General features: G+C 72.6%; 20 protein-coding genes and 1 pseudogene. 17 read left to right on the top strand and 4 right to left on the bottom strand.

The features are described from left to right. Positions 1-48: 48 nt before the first annotated feature. The 3 genes from ACFVYL_RS18975 (at position 49) to ACFVYL_RS18965 (ending at position 6,610) form a co-directional block, all read left to right on the top strand. Positions 49-888, top strand: coding sequence for a response regulator transcription factor (locus tag ACFVYL_RS18975; protein WP_389717349.1), 840 nt, complete (start codon positions 49-51; stop codon positions 886-888). Continuing rightward, positions 878-3,109 (top strand): sensor histidine kinase, encoded by a 2,232-nt coding sequence (locus ACFVYL_RS18970; protein WP_389717347.1) that lies wholly within the window; start codon positions 878-880, stop codon positions 3,107-3,109. The genes ACFVYL_RS18975 and ACFVYL_RS18970 overlap by 11 nt, the downstream gene beginning before the upstream one ends. 426 nt (positions 3,110-3,535) lie before the next feature. Continuing rightward, on the top strand, positions 3,536-6,610 hold the full coding sequence (locus ACFVYL_RS18965) for a BTAD domain-containing putative transcriptional regulator (RefSeq protein WP_389717345.1): 3,075 nt from the start codon (positions 3,536-3,538) through the stop codon (positions 6,608-6,610). Between the two features lie 38 nt (positions 6,611-6,648). On the opposite strand, the gene ACFVYL_RS18960 is transcribed toward ACFVYL_RS18965, so the two are convergent. After that, positions 6,649-8,361, bottom strand: a complete 1,713-nt coding sequence (locus ACFVYL_RS18960) for a bifunctional 3'-5' exonuclease/DNA polymerase (protein ID WP_389717342.1) — start codon at positions 8,359-8,361, stop codon at positions 6,649-6,651. A 103-nt stretch (positions 8,362-8,464) separates the two neighbouring features. Here ACFVYL_RS18960 and ACFVYL_RS18955 point away from each other — a divergent pair, with 103 nt between their 5' ends. The 3 genes from ACFVYL_RS18955 (at position 8,465) to ACFVYL_RS18945 (ending at position 13,282) form a co-directional block, all read left to right on the top strand. Beyond that, positions 8,465-9,307: a nitrilase-related carbon-nitrogen hydrolase gene (locus ACFVYL_RS18955; RefSeq protein ID WP_389717340.1), complete on the top strand. Its 843-nt coding sequence runs from the start codon at positions 8,465-8,467 to the stop codon at positions 9,305-9,307. 120 nt (positions 9,308-9,427) lie between these two features. Continuing rightward, entirely contained in the window at positions 9,428-10,597 is a 1,170-nt protein-coding gene (locus ACFVYL_RS18950) for a DUF2786 domain-containing protein (protein ID WP_389717337.1), read from the top strand. A 159-nt stretch (positions 10,598-10,756) separates the two neighbouring features. Then, positions 10,757-13,282 (top strand): FUSC family protein, encoded by a 2,526-nt coding sequence (locus ACFVYL_RS18945; RefSeq protein ID WP_389717334.1) that lies wholly within the window; start codon positions 10,757-10,759, stop codon positions 13,280-13,282. 63 nt (positions 13,283-13,345) lie between these two features. On the opposite strand, the gene ACFVYL_RS18940 is transcribed toward ACFVYL_RS18945, so the two are convergent. After that, the gene (locus tag ACFVYL_RS18940) at positions 13,346-13,897 is read right to left on the bottom strand and encodes a hypothetical protein (RefSeq protein WP_389717332.1); all 552 of its coding nucleotides are present in this window, start codon (positions 13,895-13,897) and stop codon (positions 13,346-13,348) included. Positions 13,898-14,086: 189 nt separating this feature from the next. Between ACFVYL_RS18940 and rpmG the strand changes: the two genes are divergently transcribed. The 4 genes from rpmG (at position 14,087) to ACFVYL_RS18920 (ending at position 16,405) form a co-directional block, all read left to right on the top strand. Next, positions 14,087-14,251 (top strand): 50S ribosomal protein L33, encoded by a 165-nt coding sequence (gene rpmG, locus ACFVYL_RS18935; RefSeq protein ID WP_052836384.1) that lies wholly within the window; start codon positions 14,087-14,089, stop codon positions 14,249-14,251. 5 nt (positions 14,252-14,256) lie between these two features. After that, positions 14,257-14,511: a type B 50S ribosomal protein L31 gene (locus ACFVYL_RS18930; protein WP_389717329.1), complete on the top strand. Its 255-nt coding sequence runs from the start codon at positions 14,257-14,259 to the stop codon at positions 14,509-14,511. 158 nt (positions 14,512-14,669) lie between these two features. Beyond that, complete coding sequence (locus tag ACFVYL_RS18925; RefSeq protein WP_389717326.1) at positions 14,670-15,845, top strand: CobW family GTP-binding protein; 1,176 nt, start codon at positions 14,670-14,672, stop codon at positions 15,843-15,845. Between the two features lie 320 nt (positions 15,846-16,165). Next, the gene (locus ACFVYL_RS18920; RefSeq protein ID WP_361725630.1) at positions 16,166-16,405 is read left to right on the top strand and encodes a DUF397 domain-containing protein; all 240 of its coding nucleotides are present in this window, start codon (positions 16,166-16,168) and stop codon (positions 16,403-16,405) included. 181 nt (positions 16,406-16,586) lie between these two features. Here the strand turns inward: ACFVYL_RS18920 and ACFVYL_RS18915 are convergent, their stop codons facing one another. Then, positions 16,587-17,075: an ATP-binding protein gene (locus ACFVYL_RS18915; RefSeq protein WP_389717324.1), complete on the bottom strand. Its 489-nt coding sequence runs from the start codon at positions 17,073-17,075 to the stop codon at positions 16,587-16,589. A gap of 298 nt (positions 17,076-17,373) precedes the next feature. On the opposite strand from ACFVYL_RS18915, the gene ACFVYL_RS18910 reads away from it, so the two are divergent. From ACFVYL_RS18910 to ACFVYL_RS18880, 7 genes and pseudogenes are all read left to right on the top strand, one after another. Further along, a complete protein-coding gene (locus ACFVYL_RS18910; protein ID WP_389717322.1) occupies positions 17,374-18,237 on the top strand; it encodes a helix-turn-helix domain-containing protein in 864 nt (287 codons plus the stop codon). Positions 18,238-18,315: 78 nt separating this feature from the next. After that, on the top strand, positions 18,316-19,773 hold the full coding sequence (locus ACFVYL_RS18905; protein WP_389717319.1) for an aldehyde dehydrogenase family protein: 1,458 nt from the start codon (positions 18,316-18,318) through the stop codon (positions 19,771-19,773). Between the two features lie 100 nt (positions 19,774-19,873). Next, a complete protein-coding gene (locus ACFVYL_RS18900; RefSeq protein ID WP_389717317.1) occupies positions 19,874-20,608 on the top strand; it encodes a S1 family peptidase in 735 nt (244 codons plus the stop codon). 130 nt (positions 20,609-20,738) lie between these two features. Next, complete coding sequence (locus ACFVYL_RS18895) at positions 20,739-21,287, top strand: DinB family protein (protein WP_389717315.1); 549 nt, start codon at positions 20,739-20,741, stop codon at positions 21,285-21,287. Positions 21,288-21,359: 72 nt separating this feature from the next. Next, on the top strand, positions 21,360-22,001 hold the full coding sequence (locus ACFVYL_RS18890; protein WP_389717312.1) for a PadR family transcriptional regulator: 642 nt from the start codon (positions 21,360-21,362) through the stop codon (positions 21,999-22,001). A gap of 93 nt (positions 22,002-22,094) precedes the next feature. Next, positions 22,095-22,853, top strand: coding sequence for a MerR family transcriptional regulator (locus ACFVYL_RS18885; RefSeq protein WP_389717310.1), 759 nt, complete (start codon positions 22,095-22,097; stop codon positions 22,851-22,853). 208 nt (positions 22,854-23,061) lie between these two features. After that, positions 23,062-23,689: pseudogene (locus ACFVYL_RS18880) on the top strand (DedA family protein); the annotation flags it as partial. Positions 23,690-23,761: 72 nt separating this feature from the next. On the opposite strand, the gene ACFVYL_RS18875 reads toward ACFVYL_RS18880, so the two are convergent. Beyond that, complete coding sequence (locus ACFVYL_RS18875; RefSeq protein WP_389717307.1) at positions 23,762-25,435, bottom strand: threonine/serine exporter ThrE family protein; 1,674 nt, start codon at positions 25,433-25,435, stop codon at positions 23,762-23,764. Positions 25,436-25,617 lie beyond the last annotated feature (182 nt).

Genomic DNA, 25,617 nt, shown 5'->3' with positions numbered 1-25,617 from the left:
CCCATTTGCCTCTCCTGCAACAGGGCAGGCGTGCCTATCCTCAACGCCATGTGCGCTTTTGTCCTGGTCGCGGAGGACGACGAGAAGCAGGCCGAGCTGGTCCGCCGCTACCTGGAGCGCGAGGGCCATGCCGTCGCCGTCGTCCACGACGGGTCCGCCGCCCTCGCCGCCGTGCGGCACCGGCCGCCGGATCTGCTGATCCTCGACGTGATGATGCCCGGCACCGACGGCCTGGAGGTCACCCGGCTCCTGCGGCACGCCGACGGGCCCCCCGAGCTGTCCCGGTTGCCGATCCTGATGCTGACCGCCCGCTCCACCGAGGACGACCTGCTCGAAGGGCTCGACCTGGGCGCCGACGACTACCTCACCAAGCCGTACAGCCCCCGCGAGCTGATGGCCCGGGTACGGACGCTGCTGCGCCGCGCGGGCGGCATCCACGTGCCGCTGCCCGGCGCCGGCCGGCGGGTCCTGCGCGTCGCCGGTCTCGTCGTCGACCCGCTGCGGCACGAGGTGACGGTTGACGGGCGCCACGTCGACTGCACGCCGGGCGAGTTCGACCTGCTTTCGGCGCTCGCGGAGGAACCGGACCGCGTCTTCACGCGCCCGCAGCTCCTGGACCGGATCCACGGCTCGTCCGGCTACATATCCGCGCGCACGGTCGACGTGCACATCCTCAACCTGCGCAAGAAGATCGAGGCCGACCCTCGCCATCCCGAGCGCCTCGTGACGGTCTTCGGGGTCGGGTACAAGCTGACGGGTGCGGGTGCGGGTGCGGGTGCGGGTGCGGGTGCGCTCTCGGGTTCGGGGGCCAGCGTGGGTACCCGTACCTGTACCGGTGCGGGTGAGGGCTCGGCCACGGACGGGGCGGCGGCACGGCGTGGCGCGTGACATCCCGCTCCGCAAGAGCCTGCTCGCCCGCCTCCTCGCCGTCTCCGTCCTGGTCTCCATCGGCTCGATCGCCGCGACCGCGTGGCTCGCGGCGCAGACGACGTCCGGTGCGCTGCGGCAGGAGCAGGGGCAGGTCCTCGCCGACGACGCCCGCATCTACGACCGGCTCCTCGGCGTCGGCGCGAGCGCCCCGGAGTGGCGGGGCGCCGACGAGGCCGTGCGGGAACTGGCCCGGAGCACCGGGCGCCGTATCGCCCTCACCACGCAGGACCGCCGGATCATCGCGGACTCGGCGGCTCCGAAGGGGCAGGGTTCGGCGGCGGGGGGCTCCTCGGGAGGCGGCTCATCGGCAGGCGGCTCCAAGAAGGACGGGGCGGGCAAGGGGGGGCCGGGCAAGGGCGGCTCCGGCAAGGACGACACCGACAAGGGCAGCCCGTCCGGCGGCAACTCCAGCAAGGGCGACCCCGCCAAGGGATCCCCCCACAAGAACGACCACGCCAAGAACGGCCCCACCAAGGACGACTCCAGGCGCACCTCCCTCCCCCCGACCGCCTCCGCCGTCCTCGACCCACTCGCCGTCGACTCCACGCTGTCCCCGGGACGTACGGACGAGGACACGAACACGGCCACGGCCACGGGCACGGGCACGGGCACGGGTACGGGTACGGGTACGGGTACGGCCACGGGCACGGGCACCGGGGACGCGACCGCCGACCGCATCGACCCGCGCGCGGTGGGCCCCTACCGCCTCACCGCGGCGGAACGCGACCTGCTCAAGGCGGCGGCCGACAAGAGCGCGGGCTGCCTGGCCGACCTCGGCGCGAGCGCCCAAGTCGTCGTCGGGCCGGGCGGACGCCCCACCGTTCAGGTCGGCCACGACCCGGACGAGTTCCTGAAGTACCGCTGCCGCATGCCCCCGCTCGAAATGCCCACCGAGACCGAGCAGAAGGCCCTCAAGAAGCTCAACTCCCTCGCCGAGGCCTGCATGAAGCGGCACGGCCTCGCCCCCGTCATGGTCGGCCTCGACCTGACCGGACGGGCCGGGCCGAGGCCGGTCACCGCCGCCGTGCCGTCCACCCCGTCCGTGGCGCCCGAGGGCGGCCCCGCGAGGGCCGAAGCGGAACTCGGCCCCGCAGGAGCCGCCGAAAGCGGCGCCGTCGATCCCGCCGCTGCCGCCACGGCCGCCGCCACCGCCTCCTGCGTCGACACCGCGCGCCGCGAGCAGCTCGGCCCCTACGTCTCCTCGCCCGCACTGCTCTTCATCACCAGCTCCGACGGCACCCGCAGCACGCCCGGCTTCAGCCTCTCCCGGGGCAACACCGCACGTCTTGCCGGACTCGCCGCGGCCGTGCTCGCCGTCACGGTCGCCGTCACCGCGCTCGCCGCGACCCGGCTCACCCGGCCGCTGCGCGCACTCACCGCCGCGACGCGGCGCATGAAGGCGGGCGAGACGAGCGAGCCGGTCCCCGCGCGGGTCACCCGCTCGGCGGGCGAGATCAGCCAACTCGCGGCCGCCTTCAACGACATGGCGGCCCACCGCAAGGCCCTGGAGGAACAGCGCAAGGCGATGGTGAGCGACGTGGCGCACGAGCTGCGCACTCCGCTGTCCAACATCCGAGGCTGGCTGGAGGCCGCGGAGGACGGCGTCGTCGACACCGACCCGGAGCTGGTCACCTCGCTCCTCGAAGAGGCCCTGCTGCTCCAGCACATCGTCGACGACCTGCAGGATCTGGCGGCCGCCGACGCCGGAACCCTCCGGCTGCACCGCGAGGCGGTGCGCGCCGCAGAGATCGCCGACCAGGTGGCGGCGGCGCACCAGGCGCGCGCGGACGCGGCCGGGGTGCGGCTCAGGGCCACCGTGTTCGGCGATCCGTGGGTGCGGGCCGACCCGCTGCGGCTGCGTCAGGCGATCGGCAACCTCGTCTCCAACGCCGTCCGCCACACCCCCGAGGGCGGCAGCGTCCGCATCAGCTGCCGCACCGCGGACGACGCGGTACTGATCGAGGTCGCCGATACCGGTACGGGTATCGCGGCGGCCGATCTGCCGCACGTCTTCGACCGTTTCTGGCGTGCCGACAAGTCCAGGACCCGTGCGACGGGCGGCAGCGGGCTCGGCCTCTCGATCGTGCGGAAGCTGGTCGAGGCGCACGACGGCACGGTCACGGCGGAGAGCGTGCCGGGGAAGGGGTCGCTGTTCACCGTGCGGCTGCCGGTGGCGTGAGGGCCGCGCAGAGATGGCGTGGGGGAGCGGAGGAGAGGGGAGCGTGCCGTGCACGCCGCACGGGAGAGCGCCGTGCACGCCGCACGGGGCCGTCCCAAGTCACGGGCCGCACGGGACCGTCCCAAGTCACGGCACAGGACGCGGTCCAGGCCCGCGGCACCCGCGCGCGGCAGGGCGAAAGCCCCGGTCGTTCACCTCCGCCGACCGGGGCTCTCTCTGCCCCCGGACCCGGCCGCGGCGGCGACACTCCCCCGAGCTACGCGCTGTGCGCGAGTACCGGCGGGCCAGGTCCGATGTAGTGATCAGATCAGGACTCACCAACAGATCGCTAACATGTGGCCAACGGTCCACCGTCCACCGGTACGGTGCGGTGCGGTGCGGCCGCCGGGACGGGCGAGACATGGCGGGACGGCACGGGGGGCAGGCGTGAGTGAGCGACGCGGGCTGCGGTTCGGCCTGCTCGGGGCTCCCGCTGTGTACGACGCCGCGGGCGAGCCGCACCCCGTGCGCAGCGCCAAGGGCCGCGCCCTGCTCGCCGCGCTCCTCCTGGAACCCGACAAGGCCGTCTCCCTGGGCACCCTCAAGGACGCGCTGTGGGACGGCGCTCCGCCCGCGTCCGCGCAGGCCTCCCTCCAGAACCACGTGACACGGCTGCGGCGGCTCCTCGACGATCCGCGGCGGCTGCACGCGGTGCCGCCCGGGTACCGGCTGCGGGTCGGTGACGGCGAGTTGGACGTACGGGTCTTCGAACGCCTGGTGGCGGCGGCGCGGGCGGCGCACGGCGAGCGGGACTGGGCGCGGGTCGCGGAGCACGCCGCGGACGCGCTGGCGCTGTGGCGCGGCGCGCCGTTGAGCGGCCTCCCCGACCCGCTGGCCGCCCACCCCCTCGTACCGCGCATGGCGGAGGCACGCCTCCTTGTCCTCCAGTGGCGGTACGACGCCGAGCTGGCACTCGGCACCGGCCTCGCCGCGCACGTCCCCGAACTCGCCGCCCTCGTCGCCGAACACCCCCTGCGCGAGGCCTTCCACCGCCAGCTGATGCTGGCCCTGCACCGCACGGGCCGGCAGGCCGAGGCCCTCGCCGTCCACCGGGAACTGCGGCGCAGGCTGGTCGAGGAACTCGGCGTGGAGCCGGGGGCGGACGTGCGGGACGCGCACCAGGAGGTGTTGCGGGGGTCGGTCGCGGGCCGGGCTCCCGATGCGGGGGAGAGCGGCGGTGCGACCGTCACCGGCCCGGTACCCGAGGGCGATCCCGCCGCGCCGGAGGCCGGGGAGCCGAGCGGGGCGGGAGAGGGCGGGGGTGGCCCCGACTGTAGAGGCCCGGAGCGTCCCGGCCGCCCCGGTGCGGCCAGGCCCGCCCAACTGCCGCCCGCCCCCGCCCACTTCACGGGCCGGGCCGGAACCGTCCGGGCCCTCCGGCGCGCCCTCGGCGAGGGCGCCCGCGTCGCGGTCGTCTCCGGCATGGCGGGCGTCGGCAAGAGCGCCCTCGCCCTGCACGTGGCCCACGCGTTGCGGGAGGAGTTCCCGGACGGCCAGCTCTACGTCAACCTGCGCGGCGCGACCCCGGGCATGACCCCGCTCACCCCCGGCCAGGCCCTCGCCGCGCTCCTGCACGACCTCGGCGCCGAACCGCGCCACACCCCGGAGAGCGCCGCATCCCCGGACGCGGCCAGCGCGTTGCTCCGTTCGCTGCTCGCGCCCACCCGTACGCTCCTGGTCCTGGACGACGCCGCGACGGCCGCGCAGGTCCGCCCGCTGCTGCCCGCGGGCCCCGGCTGCGCGGTCATCGTCACCAGCCGCTCGCCCCTGACCGCCCTCGACGGCGCCGCGCGCTTCCCGCTCGATCTCCTCACCGACGGGGACAGCGCCGCACTCCTGCGCGCCGTCTCCGGCCGTGCCGGGCTCGACGCCGGGCACCCCCTCGTCGAACTCGCGGGCCGCCTCCCCCTCGCCCTGCGCATCGTCGCCGCCCGCCTCGCCGCCCGGCGCGCCCTCACCCCGGACGCCCTGGTCGAACTCCTCACCGCCAGCGGGGGCCGCCTGCACCACCTGGAGTACGACGACCTGAGCGTGCGCCGTTCCCTGGCCGTCGCCCTCGACGCCCTGCGCACCTCGGACCGCGAGGCCGACCGCGACGCCGCCCGCGCCCTCGCCCGGATCGGCGCGCTCGACCTGCCGACGTACGGAGTGCCGCTGCTGGCACGCCTGTTGGGCGTCGACGAACGGCGCGCGGGCGCGGCCCTCGACCGCCTCGTCGACGTCGCCCTCCTCGACGAGACGTCCTACGGCCGGTACACCCCGCACGACCTCGTACGCGACTTCGCGAGGGAGACCGCGGGCGCCGTCTCCGCCACCGGCGCCGCCATCGTGGAAGAGGCCTTCCGCTGGTACGCGGAGTCCGCCCGCCGCACCCTGCTGGCGATCCTGCCCGAGGGCCTGGACCGGAGCGACCGGCTGCGCGGCGTGGACACCTGCCTCGCGCGCCCGGGCGGTCCCGGTCGAGCCGGCGCGACCACCGAACCACCCCTGTCCGCGCAGTCCGCCTTCGCCTGGGGCGACACCGAACTGGCGAACATCCTCGCCCTCGCCGAACGGCACCAGGACCACGCCGGGCTGCTCCCGGTGCTGGTCCGCTGCCTCTTCCCGTACCTGCAGCGCCGCGGCCGCCTCACCGAGCTCGGCGCGCTCGGCACGCTCGCCCTGGCCGCCGCCCGCCGTCAGGGCGACCTCGGCGCCGAGGCCCAGGCCCTCACCGACCTCGCCGGCCTGCACTTCATGTCCGGCCGGGGCGGTGAGGCCCTCGCCCTGAACGACGAGGCGCTCGCTCTCTGGCGCACCCTCGGCATCGTGTCCTGCGTCCGCCGCGGACTGGGCAACCGAGGCCTCCTCCTCGAAGGCCTCGGCCGCCACGCCGAGTCGGCCGACGCGCTCCACCAGAGCCTCGACCTCGCCAAGGAGCTCGCCGACCCGCTGAGCGAGGCCATCACCCTCAGCCATCTCGGCAACCTCTACGAGCACACGGACGCCCGCGCCGCCATCAGCCACCACGAACGCAGCCTCGCGATCGGCGAGTCCATCGGGCACGCCGTCGTCCGCCAGTCCGCCCACTGCAACATCGGCTACGCGCATCTCACCCTCGGCGAACCCGACGCCGCCCTCGCCCACTTCGAGGAGAGCCTGCGGCTGCACGGCGAGTACCAGGACTGGCACGGCGCGTCCCAGGCCCGCCTCGGCCGGGTCCGCGCCCTGCGCGAGCTCCTCCGTTTCGGCGACGCGACGCGCGAGTGCGCCGCGCTGCTCGACCACGCCGAACAGCGCGGCGACACCCACATGACGGGCCTGGCCCGCCACCAGCGCGGCATACTGCTCCGCGCGGCGGGCCGCGCCGAAGAGGCGTACGAACAGTGGACGGCGGCGCTTCGGGCGCTGGACGGCACGGACAGCAAGGTGGTCGGCGAACTCCGCGCGCAGCTGGCTGAGTTGGAGGCGACGGGAAGGTGACGACAGGGCTCAGGGGTTCGTGCCCTGGGCGGCACGTCTCACTTCGCGTCGGCGTAGCACTCCACGACGGCCGTGGTGAACGGGAACCGGACCGGGGTCTGACCGAAGGCGATCCGGCCAGCCAGATCCCCCGCCTCCCGCACGGCGAGCGCCACCGTCTCCGCCTCATCGGCGGGGCAGTGCACGATGACCTCGTCGTGCTGGAAGAACACGAGCTCGGCCCGCAGCCCGCCCTCCGCGATCGCCCGCCGCAACGCCGCCAGCATCAGCAGCGCCCAGTCGGCCGCGCTGCCCTGCACCACGAAGTTACGCGTGAAACGGCCCCGCGCGCGGGCGTTGGACGAGGCGTAACCGGGCGTGAACTCGTCCTCGGCCGCAGCGCGTTCGGCGCCCCCTTCCTGGGGGATGCCCGCCTCGTCCTGATCTCCCGACCCCGCCGCCGGCGGGCTCGTCCGGCCCAGCCAGGTCCGTACGAGCCGTCCCTCCTCGCCCGCCTTCGCCGCGTCGTCCACGTACGCGACGGCCAGCGGGAAACGGCGGCGCAGCGCGGCCAGGTTCTTCAGGCCGTCGCCCGACGTCTGGCCGTACACGGCGCCGAGCAGCGCGATCTTCGCGTGCTCGCGGTCACCGGAGAACGCACGGTCGGACAGCCGGGTGTAGAGATCCTCCTCGCTCCCCGCCACCTCCATCAGACCCCGGTCGCGGGAGATCGCGGCCAGGACCCGCGGCTCCATCTGGTCGGCGTCGGCGACGACGAGCCGCCAGCCGGGGTCGGCGACGACGGCCCTGCGGATCACCTTGGGGATCTGCAGCGCGCCGCCGCCGTTGGTGGTCCAGCGGCCGCTGACCGAGCCGCCCGGCGTGTACTCGGGGCGGAAGCGGCCGTCGCGCACCCAGTCCTGGAGCCAGCTCCAGCCGTGCGCCGTCCAGATCCGGTACAGCTTCTTGTACTCGATGAAGGGCTTCACCGCGGGGTGGTCGATCCCCTCGATCTCCCAGCGCCGCGTCGACTTCACCCTGATGCCCGCCTGCGCGAAGGCCTTCACGACGTCGGCGGCCAGGTCCGGCCGGACGCGGCGGCCGAACGCGGCGGACACGTCGTCGGCCAGCTCGGCCAGGCGGCGGGGCTCGCCACCGCCCCCGTACCGCTCGCCGAGCAGTTCGGTGAGGAGGTCGCGGTGGACGTCGGCACGCCAGGGCAGGCCCGAGGCGTTCATCTCGGCGGCCACCAGCATGCCCGCGGACTCGGACGCGGTGAGCAGGCGCATGCGGGCGGGGCGGTCGGTGGCGTCGTGCCGTCGCTGCTGCTCGGCGTGGACCTCGACGAGGTCCGTCAGGGACACGTCGACGCCGCCGGGGCGGGGTTCGAAGAGCCCGAAGAGGGAGTCCTGCGCGCCGGGCTCGGCGGCGCGGGGCGGCGGGTCGGGCGGTACGGGGGCGTCGCGCAGGCGGGCGAGGGCGGCCGCGGCGGAGCGGGGCTCGCCGAGGCGGCCCTCGTGGCCGAGGAGGAGGAGTTCGGCGGCCTCGATGTCGTAGCAGCGCTCCACGCGGACGCCCGCGGCGAGCAGGCGCGGATAGATGTCGGCGGTGGACCGCCAGACCCATCGGGTCACCGCCGGGCGCTTGCGGACGGCTTCGGCGAGGTCGGGCTCCCGGACGACGCGCCCGGCGGGCCGCCCGTCGTCCCCGAGGGGGACGAGCTCGGCGCCACGGCCTTCACCGGCCCGGATGACCCACCGCCCACTCTCCATGCTCCGGAGTGTCGCACCGGCCACTGACATCGCCCGGCGGCACGCACCCACGGTCGGGCGCCCCCGACGTGCACCACCCCACCTCCACTGCGAGGCTCGCTCCATGCGCGTGGCACTGGCACAGACCGACTGCGCCCTGGGCGAGGTCGGACAGAACCTGGAAACCGCACGGGAACAGGTCACCCTCGCGGCCACCCAGGGCGCCGACCTCGTCGTCTTCCCGGAGCTGAGCCTGCACGGCTACCACCTGGGGGGCCTGGAGAAGGACTCGTCGATCACCACCGACGACCCGGGACTGCTCGCCCTGACGGAGCCCGGCGGCCCGGACGTGCTCGTCGGCTTCCACGAGCACACGAGCCTGCGGGCGTACAACACCTCCGCGTACTTCTCGCAGGGCCGGCTGCTGCACGTCCACCGGAAGCTGTACCTGCCCAATTACCTGGCGTGGGAGGAGCGCAAGCACGTCAGCCCCGGCCAGCACCTGCGCGCGTACGACCTGCCGGGCGGGCTCGGCCGCGCGGCCACCCTCATCTGCAACGACGCGTGGCAACCCGTGCTGCCCTGGCTCGCCGTGCAGGACGGCGCCGAGGTCATCCTCGTACCGACCAACAGCGCGGCGAGCCTGGATCCGGAGGCCATGGACACCGGCCTGTACTGGGACACGCTGCTCTCGTACACCGCCCGCATGCTGCAGTGCTGGGTCGTTTTCGTGAACCGGGTCGGCAACGAGAACGGCGCCTCCTTCTGGGGCGGCTCGCGTGTCGTCGACCCGCGTGGAACGGTCGTCGCGCAGGCGCCGAAGTGGGAGCCGGGCCTCGTGACGGTCGACATCGACGTGCACGAGGCCCGCCGGCAGCGCCGCGCCGTGCCGCTGGTCGCCGAGGCGCGGCTCGGCATGGTCGACCGCGAGGTGCGGCGGCTCATCGACGAGGGCGGCGACAGCTGACGGGCGGCGGGTACGGCGTTGGTGCCTGGAGCTAGCGCAGGAGTTCGATATCCACAGCCTGTGGACGAACGAAAGGGTGGTGGCGACAGGCCCACACCGCGCCCCCATACCCTTGTCCCCATGGATTCGGTGATCGACGATGCGTTCGCGGCGGCGCTGTACAGCGACGGCGACGACGGCCTCGACACCGGCGCGTCCCTCCTGGCGGCGGCCCCCCAGGCGGACCCCGAACTGCGCCGACGCGGCGAGGAGTACCTGAGCCGCGCCTGGCGGAACGGCTGGCAGCCCGCCGACGTGATCCGCCTGGTCCGCCGTGACCTGGACGACCCGCACGTCCGCCTGACCGCGGCCCTGATCCACGCCGAGACCGGCCGCTACGCCCACCTGCCGCCCCGCTGGGCGGCCCAGCTCGCGGACCTCGGGCCGACCGCGGAGCCCGCCCGCGACCGGGACCGCTTCACCCGCGCCACCACCCACCTCCAGCTCTACCGCCTGCTCCTGCGCCTCCCTCCGCTCGAACCGGCAGGACCGCCCCCGGGCGAGACCGTCCCGGGCCCCGCCGAGGGCGAGCCCCGCACGCTCACCCGCATCCGCACGCTCACCCGCATCCGCGCGCTCCTCGCCAAGGCCGAGGCGACCGGCTACCCGGAGGAGGCCGAGGCGCTCACCGCCAAGGCCCAGGAGCTGATGGCCCGGCACTCCCTCGACGAGGCGCTGCTCGCCGCCCGTACGCACGCGAAGGACACCCCCGGGGCGTGCCGCGTCGGCGTGGACGCCCCGTACGAGACGGCGAAGGCGATCCTTCTGGACGCCGTCGCCGCCGCGAACCACTGCCGCGCGGTGTGGAACGAGGCGTACGGCTTCTCGACCGTCGTCGGTTTCGAATCCGACCTGGAGTCGGTCGAACTCCTCCACACCTCCCTGCTCGTGCAGGGCACGGCGGCGATGACCAAGGCGGAGGCGGGCCAGCGCGCCGCGGGCCGCAAGCGCACGAAGACGTTCCGGCAGGCCTTCCTGATGGCGTACGCGCACCGGATCGGCGGGCGCCTGGCCGAGGCGGGCGAGCACGCGGTGACGGAAGCGGTGCAGGAGGCGCGTGGCGCGGGGGACCTGCTCCCCGTACTGGCCGCCCGCGACGTCGCCGTCACCGACCACACCGAGCGGATGTTCCCCGAGACGACCGCGACCCGGGTGCGGGGCGTGACGGACGGCGAAGGCTGGGCGCACGGCACGGCGGCCGCGGACCGCGCCCACGTGGCCGCGCGCGGCCGGGGCCCGGCGCTGCCCTGAACAAGCCCCTGGTCAAACTCCCGTTCAGTGGCACCGCCGGGTGGAGACGCGCGGCCTGACGGCGGGGTACGACCCCGCCACCCGTCACCATGCCGATGAACGTGGCCCTGACGCCCGCCCACTCTCCGTGTTGCCCTATATGCCCCGTATCATCACAGAGTGACCTGGCTCCGCGCGCTGAAAGAGACAGCTCGCTCGGGTCTGACCGTCGAGCGCAAACGTCTGGAACCCCTGGTCGCCCTGCGCGGTGCCGCAGGCCTGGCGATCATCATCGGCGTCAGCCTCAGCCTCTTCGGCCCGGCGGTGGCCGCGAGCTCCGCCTTCGGCGCGTTCCAGGCGGCCATCGCCACGTTCCAGCGCAGCTGGCGCCCCCGTCCCGAGCTCGCCCTGGCCTCCGGCACCAGCCTCGCCGTCTCCACCTTCCTCGGCTACCTCACCGGCTCCCACCTGCTCCTCTTCCTCGCCCTCCTCTGCCTCTGGACCTTCCTGGCGGGCCTGAGCTGGGCGGCGGGCCCGACGGTCGGCATCATCGCGTCGTCCAACGTCGCGATCATGCTGGTGACGGTCACGATCCCCACGTCGGTCGCCGCGGCGGCGGGCCACGCGGCGATGATGACCGTCGGCGGCTGCGTGCAGGCGGCGCTGGTGATTCTCTTCCCGGTACGCAGATGGGGCGCCCACAGGGACGCCCTTGCCGACGCGCTGGCGGCCGAGGCGGACTACGCCCGCAGGCTCCGCCACGACCCGGTGGCACCCTTCGACCCCGAACCCCTGATGGCGGCGCGCGACGCGGCGACGATCACCCCGCGCCAGGCCCGCACCCGCCCCGCCGAACTGCACGGCGCGCGAGGCATCGCCGAACGCATCCGACCGGTCCTCGCCTCCCTGGCGGACCCGGCGGTCGGCGTGCCGCCGGAGGGCAAGGAGCGGGACAGGGTGCGCGAGCTGCTGGCCGCGGCGGGCTCGGTCCTGGACGCCGCGGCCCGGGCGATCCGCCACGGCGACCCGGTCAGGATCCCCCCGGCGGCGCTCGCCGCGCTCAGGACCCCGGACACGGGGGCGATCCTGACGGGTCCGGCGTACCGGGCGGCGGTGCGCCTGGGCGCGCTCCTGAGGGACGTACTGGAAACAGCGGGCAACACGCAGAACACCCCCGCCCACGACACGGCGACCCCCACGGTTCCCGTACCGCCGGAGCCCGGTCCGGCCACGTCGCCGGAGGCCGAGCGGCCCACGTCGCCGGAGCCCGAGCAGGGCACCTCGGCGGAACCCGACCTGGGTACCCCGCCGAAGCGCGGGCCGGATGCCCCGCCGAAGCCCAAGCTGGATGCCCCGCCGAAGGCCAAGCCGGACGCCAAGCCAGACCTCCCACCCGATGGCGACCCGGACGTCCCGCCAAGGCTCGCCCCGGACGTCCCGCCGAAACCCGAACCCGACCCGGACGTCCCCCCGAAACCCGCCCCGGACGTCCCGCCGAAACCCGAACCCGACCCGGACGTCTCACCGAAACCCGCCCCGGACGTCCCCCCGAAACCCGACGCCCCCATCCCCCTCCTCCGCCCCACCCTCTTCGCCCTGCTCCCCACCGCCCTGCGGGCCATCCGCGCCGACTTCCGGCACGATTCGCCGGTGACCCGGCACGCGATCAGGGTCACCGCCGTGGCCGCCGCGGGGTATCTGCTCGGCACCTGGCTCCCGTTCGGGCACGGTTACTGGGCCCCCATGGCCTCGGTCATGGTGATGCGGCCGGACTTCTCGCAGACGTACTCCCGTGCCGTGGCCCGCTTCGGCGGCACGCTCGTCGGCGTCGCGCTGGCCACGGGCCTGGTCCAGCTGGCCCACCCCGGCACGGGGCTCTCCGCCGCGCTCGCCGTGCTCTGCGCGGGGATGATGTACCTGCTGATGCGCACCGGCCAGGTCGCGGCGCAGGCCTGCGTGGCCGCGTACGTCGTGTTCCTGCTCGGGATGGGCGGCCAGCAGTGGACGCAGACCGTTCCGGAGCGGGTGGTCCTGACCCTGCTCGGCGGCGTCCTCGCGATGATCGCGTACGCGGTGTACCCCGCCTGGGAGACCCCGCGCCTGCGCACCCGCCTCGCCGACTGGCTGATCGCGGACGGCCGTTACGCCGCCGCGGTCGTCGACCACTACGCCCACCCGGCGGGGAAGGCCTGCCCCGACGTACGGGAGGCCCTGCTCGCCGCCCGCGACGCCCGGGTCGCCTGGCAGGACGCGGGCAGCCGGGCCAAGAACGAGCCGGTGCGCCACCGCGGCCTGTCCCGCGCGGCCGCCGCCGACGCGGAGGAGGCGCTCGCTCAACTGGGCCGCGTCGCCATGCTGATGGAGGCACACCTGCCGGAGCGCGGCGACACCCCCGTGCCCGCCGCGGCCCGCCTCGCCGAAGCGCTGCGCAAGGCGACGGAGCAGGGCGCGAAGGCGGTGCGTGAACGCCGCGTGCCCAAGTGGGACGCGGTCCGCACGGCACTGGCGGAGTGGGACGGCGAAGGCGTCCCCGACCGGGTGGTCCGCAGGGGAGCGGGCCTGCTCCTGGAGACCCTCGACGAACTGTCCGACGCCCTGGACACCGCGCCCCCGCCGATGCTGGTGGACGGCGCGGCCACGAAACAGCCGACGGCGGCCCCGGACGCCGACGGGCCGCGGAACCCGGACGGTCCCGCGGCCCGTTGAGGGCGCCCCGGACCAGGTCCGGTCACGCCGGGGCACACCACGTCACATCAGGGCGGGGGGCGTTCAGGACTGCGGCATGCCCGCCGTCGGCAGCCCCTCGGGCAGCTTGCCGCCCTTGGTCTTCAGGAACTCGTCCGTGCCGGCCCCTTCCCAGGCGACCTTCAGCGACTTGCCGTCGACGGACTCGACCCGCCCCTGAGTGCGGTCCGAATCGCCCTTCGGGCACGTCAGGTCGATCATCTGCGAGCCCGCCTTCTCGCCCGCGGTACCGCTGCACAGCACGTCCTCGCCGAGCAGCGTCGCCGTCTTGCCGCTGACGGCGAGGGCGAGCGGCTTCCCGCCGGCCGTGGCGACCCACGTGCCTTCCAGGCTCCCGCCCTTGCCGCCGGACCCACCGGAGCCGCCGGACCCGCCGGACTCCCCGGTCGTTCCCTCGTCGTCGGACTCGGATCCGGACCCGCCGGAGGAGCTCGCACCGGCCGAGCCGCGGTCCTTCTTGCCGCCGCCCGAGCCCCCGTCACCGTCCCCGTCACTGCTGCAACCGGTCAGCACGAGCGCGGCGGCCAGACCGGCCACCGCGGCGCCCATACGGACACTACGGACGTACGTACGCACTTGAAGTCCCCCTCATGAAACTGACGTTGCCGACGTTGCTGGCGTTGCCGATGTGATCGTCCGGCCAGATCGCGCGCCAAGCTACCAGCAGGACGTGCGCACGCCGCTTCTCGTTCAAGGTGACGCACCTCTCGGGCGATGGGCCGGAACGCCTATTGAAAACGGGAGTCATTTTCATATACTGGGCCCATGGCCCGCAACGAACTCCGCCCCGTCATCAAGCTCCGCTCCACGGCGGGGACCGGCTACACGTACGTGACCCGCAAGAACCGCCGTAACGACCCCGACCGACTCACGCTGCGCAAGTACGACCCGATGGCCGGACGCCACGTCGACTTCCGAGAGGAGCGCTGACCGACATGCGCAAGGACATCCACCCCCAGTACGGCCCCGTCGTCTTCCGCGACAAGGCCGCAGGCTTCGCCTTCCTCACCCGCTCCACCCTCTCCTCCGCGACCGGCGCGAAGACGGTCGAGTGGGAGGACGGCCGCACGTATCCCGTCGTCGACGTCGAGGTCTCGTCGGCGAGCCACCCCTTCTACACGGGCACGGCGCGCGTGATGGACTCGGCGGGCCGCGTCGAGCGCTTCGAGCGCCGCTTCGGCAAGCGCTGATGGCGGGCACGGACCGGCCCCACCCTCACCGGGAAGGCCCGGAGCCCCGCCGGGAAGGCTCCGAGGCCCACCGGGACCGTGCGGCCCCGCCCCACCGGGAAGGCCCCGAGCCCCACCCGGACAGCGCGACCCCGCCCCGCGCCGGTGGGCCGCGCCGCATGGACGTCGTGATCGTCGGCGGTCTTCACGCGGCCGCCCGCAGGGCCGCCGTCGACGAGCTCCTCGCTGGAGTCCCCGGCAGCGTCGTCCTCCACCACGACCTGTCGAGCGCCGTGCGGGGCACGGTCGTCCGCACGGTCCGCGACGCCACCGGCGTGCTCTCCACCGGCGAGACGCCGCTGGTCGACGACTGCGCGTGCTGCGCGCTCCGCGAGGACCTGGTGCCCGAGCTGCACCGCCTCGCGGACGCGGGGCTCACCCGGCTCGCGGTCGTCGAGCTGTGGGACTCGGTCGAGCCGAAGGCGATGGCCGAGGTGGTCGCCGCGCACGCCGGTGACGGCTTCGTGCTCAGCGGCGTGGTCACGGCGGTCGACCCCGCCCTCCTCCTGCCCTGCCTCGGCAACGGCGACGACCTGATGGACGCGGGGCTCGCCGCGGCCCCCACCGACCGGCGCACCGTCGCCGACACCTGGGCGCGCCAGCTGGAGTACGCGCGCGTGCTCGCGGTCGCGGACTCGGCGGAGGCCGACGACGAGGACCGCGCCCTGCTCACCCAGCTCCACCCGACGGCCCACCGGGTCGCCATCGCAGGCAGCGGCAGCGGCACCGACACCGGCACCGGCTCCCGCACCCGCACCGGCGGGAGCGGCCTGGCCGCGGTGGCGCTGGCAGGCTTCGACGTGCAGGCGGCCGCCGCGGCCCAGCACCCCGCCTGCGCACTGCTTCCGGCCGAGGCCGACGAGCGCGGGGTCGCCACCCTCGTATGGCGCCGGGAGCGGCCGTTCCACCCGGAGCGGCTCTTCGCCGCCCTGGAGGATCTGACCTGCGCCGCCGTGCGCAGCCGGGGCCGTTTCTGGCTGGCCGGCCACCCGGACACGCTGCTCGGGTGGGACGCGGCGGGCGGCGCGCTCTGCGTCGAGAGCGCCGGGCCGTGGCTGGCCTCGCTGCCGGACGCCGCGTGGGACCTTGTGCCCGCGGTGCGCCGCGTGGCCGCCGCACTCGACTGGCACCCGGAGCACGGCGACCGCCGCACCCACCTGGTGTTCACGTCGCCGGGCCTGGACCGTGACGGCCTCGAACGGCTGCTGGAGTCGTGCCTGTTGACCGACGAGGAGTACGCCGCCGGGCGCGATGCCTGGAAGCGCCTGCCCGCCGCCTTCGACGCCTTCCTGTAGGCCGATCCGGCCAACCTTTCCGGAGAAGCAATTATTTGAACCCTGGAACAGAAAGGAGTCGGCCTGCGTCTCTCCAGGTGCAAGAAGGGTTCTATCCGGGAGAACCGGCGCGAATGGCGGCGCGGAACTTCGGGGGCGGGGCCCGGCGTTCGTAGGACAGGTGGGGCGCGGTGGACGTAGTGACAGGCCTGTAACCAAGGGGACACCCCGCGTGCACGTGCATCTGCCCATGCATCGGCATGTGAACACAGCTATGATCCGGGACAGTTGACCACTGCATCTAGAGCCACTGATGGCACTGCACCACCGGGGAGCGATCTGTGCACCACGCGTTTAACGGCATGGCGGCCACGGAGCTTCACGGGGTGGTCTGGCAGAAGAGCAGGCACAGCAACTCGCAGGGTTCGTGCGTGGAGTTCGCGAAGCTGCCGGGCGGCGATGTCGCCGTGCGCAACTCGCGGTTCCCGGACGGCCCGGCGCTCGTCTATACGCGAGCGGAGATCGAGGCGATGCTGCTGGGCATGAAGGACGGGGAGTTCGACCACCTGGCGGGTGGGTGACCCCGCCGGACCCGTCGGACCCGTCGGCCCCGAAGGACTCCTCGCACTCGTCACACTCGTCGGACCCGTCGGTCCGCCCGGTGAACGATGACCCGATGGCCCCTGACCGGTCGGCTGACCGGCCATGTGCGGGTCGAGGGCGCCGTCCCCCGCGCCCCGTGTCGCGGGGCCGAACGGCGCCTCAACCCAGGCGGAACAGCGCCCAGACCACCTTGCCGCGCAGTGCGCCGGCGAGCGGGTGCCATCCCCAGCTGTCGCTGAAGGAGTCCACGAGGAACAGACCCCGGCCCGACTCCGCGGAGAAGTCGTCGTCGGTGTCGCAGGTGACCGGACTGTCGTCGCTGGGGTCGCGCACCGCGCACACCAGACGGGACGCCCAGTGCATCAGGTGCAGCCGCACGGGCGGCTCCTGCTGATCGCGCGGGGTGTCCGCGGGCAGTGCGTGGCGCAGCGCGTTGGTGACGAGTTCGGAGACGACGAGCGCGATGTCGTCGAACCTCTCCTCCAGATCCCACGTGCCCAGTGTGCTGCGGGTGAACTGCCGTGCGCTGCCCACTGCTTCGTAGCGGGCGGGGAGGGCGACGGAGGCCGCGTCGGAGACGGCCGAGGGGTCGATGGGAGGCAGCCCCTGCCGTAACGGCTCGAGCATGGTCGATCCATTCGTCCCCATGCGAGGCACTCCCCGGTTTCGCGGTACGTAGCGATGGAGCGGTGGCGCGGTCGGTCGCCGATGGTGCGTACAGCGGTGGCGCGCGGACCATGGTTCCGAATGCGTACAGCAGATGCAAGGGCAGATGCACGTGCACGCGCCGGACTTGGTCGGTACCGTGCCGCTTCTTGCCCATTTCTTCCTCCGACTTCTTGTGGAGGACTTTCGGGGCCTTTCCATTTCTGTAACCGGACGTGTACGGCCCGAAGCGTTTAATGGCAGACTGCTGGCTTCCAGTCGATGGGGAGGATTGAGCGAAGTGACCGCAGGGGAGTCGAGTGGCTCGGTGGTACGGCGCATCCTGCTGGGCTCACAGCTGAGGCGGCTCAGGGAGTCGCGCGGCATCACCCGTGAAGCGGCCGGATACTCGATCCGCGCCTCCGAATCGAAGATCAGCCGCATGGAGTTGGGACGGGTGAGCTTCAAGTCCAGGGACGTAGAGGACCTCCTGACGCTCTACGGCGTCACGGACGAGGCCGAGCGGGGCGCACTCCTCTCGCTCGCCAAAGAGGCCAACCTCACGGGCTGGTGGCACAGTTACTCCGACGTCCTGCCCGGGTGGTTCCAGACGTACATCGGTCTGGAGGGCGCCGCATCCCTCATCCGCGTGTACGAAGTCCAGTTCGTCAACGGCCTGTTGCAGACCGAGGCGTACGCGCACGCGGTCGTCGCCCGCGGCATGAAGGGTGCGAGCAGAGGCGAGATCGAGCGGCGCGTGGCACTGCGTCTGGAGCGCCAGAAGCTCCTCATCTCCGAGCACGCCCCCCGCTTCCACTGCGTCCTCGACGAGGCCGCGCTCCGACGCCCGTACGGCGACCGGGAGGTGATGCGGGGTCAGATCCAGCACCTCATCGAGATCTCCGAGCGCCCGAACGTCACGCTCCAGGTGATGCCGTTCAGCTTCGGCGGGCACGCGGGCGAGAGCGGCGCCTTCACCATGCTGAGCTTCCCGGAGTCCGATCTCTCCGACGTCGTGTACGTGGAGCAGCTCACCGGCGCGCTCTACCTCGACAAGGCGGAGGAAGTCGCCCAGTACGAGCGGGTGGTGGCGCAGTTGCAGAAGGACAGCCCCGACTCCGTGGGCAGCAGAGATCTTCTGCGTGGTCTGCTCCAACTCACCTGAAACATAAGTACTATGACGTGAGATCAGGTGTCTGCTTCCGTTTGCGTCCGTCTGCTGCCGCGGCAAGGGGTCCGTCTCATGTCCTTCTTCACTGACCTGGCTCATCAGTACATCGACGGGGAGTGGAAGGCCGGGTCGGGTTCCTGGGACATCATCGACTTCAATCCGTACGACGGGGAGAAGCTGGCGTCCATCACGGTGGCCACCGCCGACGAGATCGACCAGGCCTACCGCGCGGCCGAGCGCGCGCAGCGGGCATGGTCCGAGACCAATCCGTACGCCAGGCGCGCCGTCTTCGAGCGCGCCCTGCGGATCGTCGAGGAGCGCGAGGAGGAGATCACCGAGGCGATCATCGCCGAGCTGGGCGGCACCCGGCTCAAGGCGGCCTTCGAGATCCACCTCACCAAGGAGTTCCTGCGCGAGGCCGTGCACCTCTCGCTGAGCGCCGAAGGGCGGATCCTGCCGTCGCCGGACGACGGCAAGGAGAACCGGCTGTACCGCGTCCCGGTGGGCGTGGTCGGTGTCATCAGCCCCTTCAACTTCCCCTTCCTGCTGTCGATCAAGTCGGTCGCCCCGGCCCTCGCCCTGGGCAACGGCGTCGTCCTCAAGCCGCACCAGAACGCGCCCATCCTCGGCGGCGCCCTGGTGGCCAAGGTCTTCGAGGACGCCGGACTGCCGGGCGGGCTGCTGAACGTCGTCATCACCGACATAGCCGAGATAGGCGACGCGCTCATCGAGCACCCGGTGCCGAGCGTCATCTCCTTCACCGGCTCGGACGCGGTCGGCCGTCACGTCGCCACGGTCTGTGCCGCGAACTTCAAGCGGTCCATCCTCGAACTGGGGGGCAACAGCGCCCTGATCGTCCTGGACGACGCCGACATCGACTACGCCGTGGACGCGGCGGTCTTCAGCCGTTTCGTGCACCAGGGCCAGGTCTGCATGGCCGCCAACCGCATCCTCGTGGACCGCTCCGTCCAGGCCGAGTTCACCGAGAAGTTCGTCGCCAAGATCGCGACGCTCAAGGTGGGCGACCCGGCCGACCCGGCCACCCACATCGGCCCGCTCATCAACTCCTCCCAGGCGGAGGCCGTGACGGCGCTCGTCGAGCAGACGGTCGGCGCGGGTGCGACGGCGCTGCTGCACGGGCGCACCGAAGGCAACCTGGTGGCCCCCTCGGTCCTGACCGACCTGCCGGCCGACTCCCCGGTCCTCAACCAGGAGATCTTCGGCCCCGTGGCGCTCCTCCTGCCCTTCGACGGCGAGGAGGAGGCGGTACGCATCGCCAACGACTCCCGCTACGGCCTGAGCGGCGCCCTGCACACCGGCGACATCGAGCGCGGCGTGCGGCTCGCGAAGCGCATCAACACCGGGATGATCCACATCAACGACGGCACGGTGCACGACGAGCCGATCGTGCCGTTCGGCGGCGAGAAGCACTCGGGCGTCGGCCGGTTGAACGGCGACTCGACGGTGGACGCCTTCACCACGCAGAAGTGGATCTCCGTGCAGCACGGCAGGTCGCGCTTCCCGTTCTGACGGTTGGTCGGTTCTCGTGGGGCTCGTGCGGAACGCTTTTGCTCGGAGGGGGCTCTCAGTAGCTGTACGGCTGTACCCCCCCTGAGAGGAGTTGTTCCGCATGGTGCGTCGCGTTCGCGTACTGCTGCTGACCGTCCTGACGTTGGTCGCGGGCTCGGTGATGGCGTCCGCTCCGGCCTCCGCCGTCATCGGCGGGTCGAAGAGCACCTATGGCCCGTGGGCGGTACGGATGCTCGTGGACGGCAAACCGGCGTGCACCGGGACAGCGGTCTCCCGCCAGTGGATCCTCACCGCCTCGCACTGCTTCTACGAGCAGGCCCTGCCCGTCGCCGACAAGCGGATCTCCTTCCGGGTGGGCCATCTCGACATGCGCAGGGGCACCACCGTCCGTCCCCTTCGCGGCAAGCGCGTGGGCAGCGCGCACGCCGACATGATGCTCGTCAAGGTCGCGCCGATGAACGTCCGTGTCGCGCGGCTGTCCACGGTCGGCGTCCACCGCGGCCAGGCCGTGCGGCAGTACGGGTGGGGCGCCACCTGCACCACGGACGAGAGCGCCTGCCAGTCGCCCGTCCTCAAGCAGTCGGACCTGAAGGTCGTACGGCCCGACGACCCCCGGTGCGCGGGCCACACCGCGCCGGGCGGCCCCGACTTCTGCATGAAGAAGGTCTCCGGGATTCCCGCCGGGGGCGACTCCGGCGGACCCGTGATGACCGTCGGCCCGCGGGGCACCGAAACCCTCATCGGCGTCTTCAACGGCTCGGACCGGGAGAAGGGCGCCGAGGCCGGAGAGGTCTCGCAGCAGCTCTCGTGGATCCGCTCGGTCATCCGCCGATAGCGCCACGGCCGGTTCGGACCTCCCGGAGCCTTGCGGACAGAACCTGACCGCAAGGCTCCGTAGCGTCTGGGGTGTCGGGAAGCCCGGCGGAACGGAGCCCGCGCAAGCGGGCCGTAGAGAGGCGGACACCATGGTCACCCACGTCAACGCGGAAACCCACGGCGACGAGCGCGGCGCCCTCATCAACTTCGTGGAGGCCCAGCGCGGCGCCCTGCGCCGCTCGGTGCTCGGTCTGACCGGCGAGCAGGCGAACGCCCGCCCCAGTGCCAGTGAGCTGACCCTCGGCGGACTCGTGAAGCACGTCGCCGAGGTCGAGCTCACGTGGCTGCGCATGGCCCAGCAGAAGCCGAACGAGCGCGCCCGCACGCAGGAGACCTGGGGCGAGGGCTTCCGGCTCGCGGAGGGCGAGACGGTCGCCGGGATCCTGGCGTTCTGGGACGGGGTCGCCCGCGAGACCGAGGAGTTCATCCGCGAGGTGCCGAGCCTCGACGACACTTTCCCGCTGCCCCCCGCGCCGTGGTTCCCGAAGGACGGCGTGGTGTCCATGCGCTGGGTGATGCTGCACCTCGTCGAGGAGATCGCCCGGCACGCGGGGCACGCCGACATCGTCCGCGAGTCCCTGGACGGCAAGACTGCCTTCGAGCTGGTCGACCTGGAGCGGGGCGAGTCCTCGATCTGACCGCGCCGGGAGCGGAATGGGCCGTACCCTAGTCAAAGTTGATGACTGAGGTGCTCAGGGAAGGCGCGGTACATGTCAGCGATCCGGCTGCTCGTTCTCGGGGCCGTGCGCCAGCACGGCCGCGCCCACGGCTACCAGGTCCGCAACGACCTGGAGTACTGGGGCGCCCACGAGTGGTCCAACGCCAAGCCGGGTTCGATCTACCACGCGCTGAAGCAGCTGGCCAAGCAGGGCTTCCTGTACGCGCACGAGATCGCGCCGTCCACCGCGGGCGGCCCGCCGCGCACCGAGTACGAGATCACGGAGAAGGGCACCGAGGAGTACTTCACGCTGCTCCGCGGCGCCCTCACCACGTACGACCAGCGGCCCGACATGCTCACCTCCGCCCTGGGCTTCATCGTCGACCTGCCGCGCGCCGAGGCGCTCTCGCTGCTCGCGGAGCGGGTGCGCGCCATCGAGGCCTGGCGCGCGTCCGTCACGGAGTACTACATGCCCGCCGAAGGCCCCGGTCAGCTCGGCCACATCGGCGAGATCATGAACTACTGGGTGCACGCGGCCGACGGCGGCATGGAGTGGGCGCGGAGCCTGATGGAGCGGATCGAGGGTGGCGCCTACACCTTCGCCGGCGAGGGCGAGCGGTTCGTCGCGGTGCTCGCCGACGGCGAGGAGAACCCGTACGGCAAGGGCGAGCCGCACGCGGAGGACCACCGCTGACCCGCTCCGCCGGGGAGACGGAGACGGGCTTGCACCTCACGCGACGTGAGGACGCAGGCTGATCCGCGTACCGCAAGAAGAAGGGCGGAAGCGATGAGCTACTCCGTGGGACAGGTCGCCGGATTCGCCGGAGTGACGGTGCGCACGCTGCACCACTACGACGAGATCGGCCTGCTCGTGCCCGGTGAGCGCAGCCACGCGGGTCACCGGCGCTACGGCGACACCGACCTCGACCGGCTGCAGCAGATCCTGTTCTACCGGGAGCTCGGCTTCCCCCTCGACGCGGTGTCGGCCCTCCTGGACGACCCGGACACCGATCCGCGGGACCACCTGCGCCGCCAGCACGGGCTGCTGACCGCGCGGATCCGCAAGCTCCAGGAGATGGCCGCCGCCGTCGAGACCGCCATGGAGGCGAAGAAGATGGGCATCAACCTCACGCCCGAGGAGAAGTTCGAGGTCTTCGGGGACCACGATCCCGATCAGTACGCGGAGGAGGTCGAGCGGCGCTGGGGCGACACCGAGGCCTACCGGGAGTCGCAGCGCAGGTCCGCCTCGTACACCAAGGACGACTGGAAGCGGATCAACGACGAGCTCAACGCGGTGCACGCGCGCGTGGGCGACCTCCTTGCCCAGGGCGTCGACGCCGGCTCGGAGCAGGCCATGGACGCCGCGGAGGAGCACCGCCGCTTCATCTCGGCGAACCATTACGAGTGCTCGCACGAACTGCACGGCTGCCTCGGCGAGATGTACGTGAGCGACGAACGCTTCACGGCCTTCTACGAGGCCATCCGGCCCGGTCTCGCGGTCTACCTGCGGGATGCGATCCTGGCGAACGCGGCGCGCAACGCGTGACGCGAGCACTGTGAGCAGCCGGTAAGACAGGCTCTAAGGGGCACCCGACCATGGCGGGCGCCCCTTACCGCGCACGGGTTTGTCCCAGTTGTCGCACAGCGCACCCTCAGAAGGGCAGTGGAACCCGGCCGGGCCGCCCGGCGTTGATAACTTTGGGCGGCTGCACCCCGCCGCCGCACCGCCCCCTCACCCTCAGGAGCCCGGAACCGTGACGACGCTTGCGCTCGGACCAAGCTGGCTGGATCCGGATCATCTGCTGAACCAGTTCGGCGTCTGGGGCCTGCTTCTGATCGTTTTCGCGGAGTCGGGGCTGCTCATCGGCTTCTTCCTGCCGGGCGACTCGCTGCTCTTCACCACGGGCCTGCTGATCACCACGCACAAGCTGGACTTCCCGCTCTGGCTCGCGGTGCTGCTGATCTGCGTGGCCGCGATCCTGGGCGACCAGGCGGGCTATCTCTTCGGCAAGAAGGTCGGCCCATCGCTCTTCAACCGCCCGGACTCCAAGCTCTTCAAGCAGGAGAACGTGGTCAAGGCCCACGAGTTCTTCGAGAAGTACGGGCCCAAGTCGCTGGTCCTGGCCCGCTTCGTGCCGATCGTGCGCACGTTCACGCCGATCATCGCCGGCGTCTCCGGGATGCGGTACCGCTCGTTCATCACGTTCAACGTCATCGGCGGTGTCCTGTGGGGCGCGGGCGTCACGCTGCTCGGCTCCTGGCTCGGCAACATCGAGTTCGTCCACAAGAACATCGAAGCGATCCTCATCCTGATCGTCCTCGTCTCGGTGGTGCCGATCGCCATCGAGTTCCTGCGGGCGCGCAGCAAGTCCAAGAAGGCGGCGGCGGCCGAGGGCGGCCCGGCCCTGCGGGGCCGCCACGCGAAGCGGTAGGGGTCCTTCGGGCCCCTCGGGGTCAGAAGCCCCTGGTCCGCTTCGCCGCACGGCGATTCGCCGCGGACGCGGCGCCCGGCACCTTCAGGATCAGCCGGGAGACCTCGCTCCCCAGGTTCACGCCGATCGCGATGGCAAGGGCCGTCGCGACGGCCTTGGTGAGCGAGTTGATGCCGGTGTTCAGATCGTTCTGCGCCAGGGCGAGCAGCCCGAAGTACGTCGCGCTACCGGGTAGCAGCGGACCGATCGCGGCTGTCACGTACGGCAGTGAGGACGCGAACCGGTAGCGCGAGAAAAGCTGCCCGAACAGGCCCACGAGACCGGCCGCGACAGCCGTCGCGGCGACCGGCGAGAGCTCCAGCGGGGTCTGCGCCAGGGCGCCGAACATCACCCAGGCGATGCCGCCGTTGAGGGTCACGATCAGCACGGTGTGACGTTCCTGCTGAAGCAGGATCGCGAAGGCCAGACTCAGCGCCATCGACGCCAGGATCTGGATGATCGGCCGCGACGAGGTCACGCCGAACTTCGTCTCCGGAGTCAGATTGGTCGCGTCGAGCATCACGCCGAGCGACAGCACGAGCAGCACGCCGCAGACGATGCCCACGATGAGGTACATGACCTCCAGGAGGCGGGCGGCCGCGGTGATGTAGTAGCCGGTGAGGCCGTCCTGCACGCCGGCCACCAGCGCCCGCCCCGGGATCAGCGCGAAGAGCCCACCGGTGATGACCGCCGAGGCCATCGACGCCTCGGTGTGGACGAAGCTGAGGGCCACGCCCATCCCGGCGGGCGGCATCGCGGCGCCGACGAACTGGTAGAACTCCGGCAGCCCGCGCCCCGCGCACAGCCACGCGAGCCGGTCGCCGAGCATCGCGCCCACAGCGGCCACGAGGAACACGAGCGCGCCGCCGCCCACCAGCACGGACGCGGAGCCCGCGAGCAGCCCGCTGGAGGCCGTGAGCGCCCATCCGGGGTAGGGGTGACGGTTACGCCGGATGCCCGCAAGACGCCGGTAGGCCTCCTCCAGGGAGACGTCGAGGTCCGGGTCGCTGATGTCGTCCACCAGGTGGAAGACGGCCGCAAGCCGGGTGTAGTCGGTGCCGCGGCGGCGCACGGTCCTGGAGGCCGTGACGGGATCGTCCACCAGGGAGGGCTGGTGCGAGATCGACAGGAGCGTGAACGTCACGTTCGGCTCACAGCGGTCCAGACCGTACGAGCGGCAGACGGCGAACATCGCCGCCTCCACGTCCTCGGCGCCCTCGCCGCCCGCGAGCAGCAGCTCGCCGATACGCAGCGTCAGGTCGAGCACGCGCGGCACGGCGGGGCCGGTCTCGTCCTCCTGCTTCTGCGCCGCCTCCGGAGCGGGCCGCTCGGTGACCGGCATGCGCAGCATCGTGCGCATCTGGTCCTGCCAGGGCACTTCCTTGGTGAGCCGCACCAGCGGTATGCCCTGTGCGGGCGTGAAGGCCTGCGGGGCGTTGCGGGCGCTGTAGGTGTGCGGCGTGGTGAACGCCGACTTCTCGGTCTCCTGGGTCGTCGGGGCCGGCGTCGCGAGCCCGGTGGGAAGAGCGAACTCGGAGGTCGTCTGGGACTCGTCCTCAACCGACGGCGTCTGCGCCGCCACACCGGTGGGCTGCACAAAGGCACTGCGGGCCTCGTCCGACTGAGGCTTTCGGTCCTCGGTCTCCTGCTCGGCCACTGATGCCCTCACTTCTCATATGACTCGTATGCACCCTCCGTATGGCCAGTATGGGCACAGATACACGAACGGGCCGCGTGACCCCCGGGGGGGGCGCGGGCCGGTGGGGGGGGGGCCCGGGCCATGGGCGCCCGCGGCCATTGAGCGCGTGTTGGGAAGCTCGCTCTCGGCGGCGGCGTCCC

The sequence above is a fragment of the Streptomyces sp. NPDC058308 genome (genome assembly GCF_042880275.1).
Classification (GTDB): domain Bacteria; phylum Actinomycetota; class Actinomycetes; order Streptomycetales; family Streptomycetaceae; genus Streptomyces.
Note: the sequence above shows the minus strand (reverse complement) of the source record. Positions and strands in the feature narration are given on the sequence as shown.

Excerpts from the sequence above, each read along its gene's own strand:
- ACFVYL_RS18915 (WP_389717324.1), bottom strand. The coding sequence starts at position 17,075 with ATGGGGACGAATGGATCGACCATGCTCGAGCCGTTACGGCAGGGGCTG.
- ACFVYL_RS18975 (WP_389717349.1), top strand. The coding sequence starts at position 49 with ATGTGCGCTTTTGTCCTGGTCGCGGAGGACGACGAGAAGCAGGCCGAG.
- ACFVYL_RS18930 (WP_389717329.1), top strand. The coding sequence starts at position 14,257 with ATGCGCAAGGACATCCACCCCCAGTACGGCCCCGTCGTCTTCCGCGAC.
- ACFVYL_RS18950 (WP_389717337.1), top strand. The coding sequence starts at position 9,428 with ATGGATTCGGTGATCGACGATGCGTTCGCGGCGGCGCTGTACAGCGAC.
- ACFVYL_RS18890 (WP_389717312.1), top strand. The coding sequence starts at position 21,360 with ATGTCAGCGATCCGGCTGCTCGTTCTCGGGGCCGTGCGCCAGCACGGC.
- ACFVYL_RS18895 (WP_389717315.1), top strand. The coding sequence starts at position 20,739 with ATGGTCACCCACGTCAACGCGGAAACCCACGGCGACGAGCGCGGCGCC.
- ACFVYL_RS18960 (WP_389717342.1), bottom strand. The coding sequence starts at position 8,361 with ATGGAGAGTGGGCGGTGGGTCATCCGGGCCGGTGAAGGCCGTGGCGCC.
- ACFVYL_RS18900 (WP_389717317.1), top strand. The coding sequence starts at position 19,874 with ATGGTGCGTCGCGTTCGCGTACTGCTGCTGACCGTCCTGACGTTGGTC.
- rpmG (WP_052836384.1), top strand. The coding sequence starts at position 14,087 with ATGGCCCGCAACGAACTCCGCCCCGTCATCAAGCTCCGCTCCACGGCG.
- ACFVYL_RS18885 (WP_389717310.1), top strand. The coding sequence starts at position 22,095 with ATGAGCTACTCCGTGGGACAGGTCGCCGGATTCGCCGGAGTGACGGTG.
- ACFVYL_RS18905 (WP_389717319.1), top strand. The coding sequence starts at position 18,316 with ATGTCCTTCTTCACTGACCTGGCTCATCAGTACATCGACGGGGAGTGG.
- ACFVYL_RS18955 (WP_389717340.1), top strand. The coding sequence starts at position 8,465 with ATGCGCGTGGCACTGGCACAGACCGACTGCGCCCTGGGCGAGGTCGGA.
- ACFVYL_RS18925 (WP_389717326.1), top strand. The coding sequence starts at position 14,670 with ATGGACGTCGTGATCGTCGGCGGTCTTCACGCGGCCGCCCGCAGGGCC.